General features: G+C 54.4%; 1 protein-coding gene. It reads right to left on the bottom strand.

Annotation, left to right across the window (positions count from 1 at the left end; translation table 11 throughout):
- The coding region (locus ACTHUR_RS21075; RefSeq protein ID WP_440400757.1) for a PCRF domain-containing protein at positions 1–443 on the bottom strand (443 nt) is incomplete at both ends.

The following is a 443-nucleotide window of genomic DNA, read 5'->3' as shown; positions in this document are numbered from 1 at the left end:
GGCTTTCGGTGGCAGGGACGCGTTGCACGCGGTGGCCACCGGATTCAAATTTTAGACGGCTGTATGCGCCCAAGCCGATAATGCGGGCGATGACTTCTTTATAGCCGCCCAATTCGCTTTCGTTGGCGGAAACAATTTCAACCTGCCAGCGGTTGCGCTCGGCGTAGCGGCTGTACATACGCAGCAAATCGCCTGCAAACAGCGCGGCTTCGTCGCCGCCGGTACCGGCGCGCACTTCGATAAAGATGTTTTTATCGTCGTCGGCATCTTTTGGCAGTAGCAGTTTTTGCAGTTCGGTATCGAGTTCGTCGATTTTGGCTTTTGCGGCTTCGATTTCTTCGGCGGCAAAGTCTTTCATTTCAGGGTCAGACAGCATTTCTTCGGCATCTGCCAAGTCGCTTTGCGCCAGTTGGTAGTTTTGGAAGACTTCGACAACGGGGGTC

It is taken from the genome of Neisseria sp. P0021.S007 (assembly GCF_051956855.1).
This window is presented reverse-complemented; position numbering and strand designations above follow the sequence as displayed.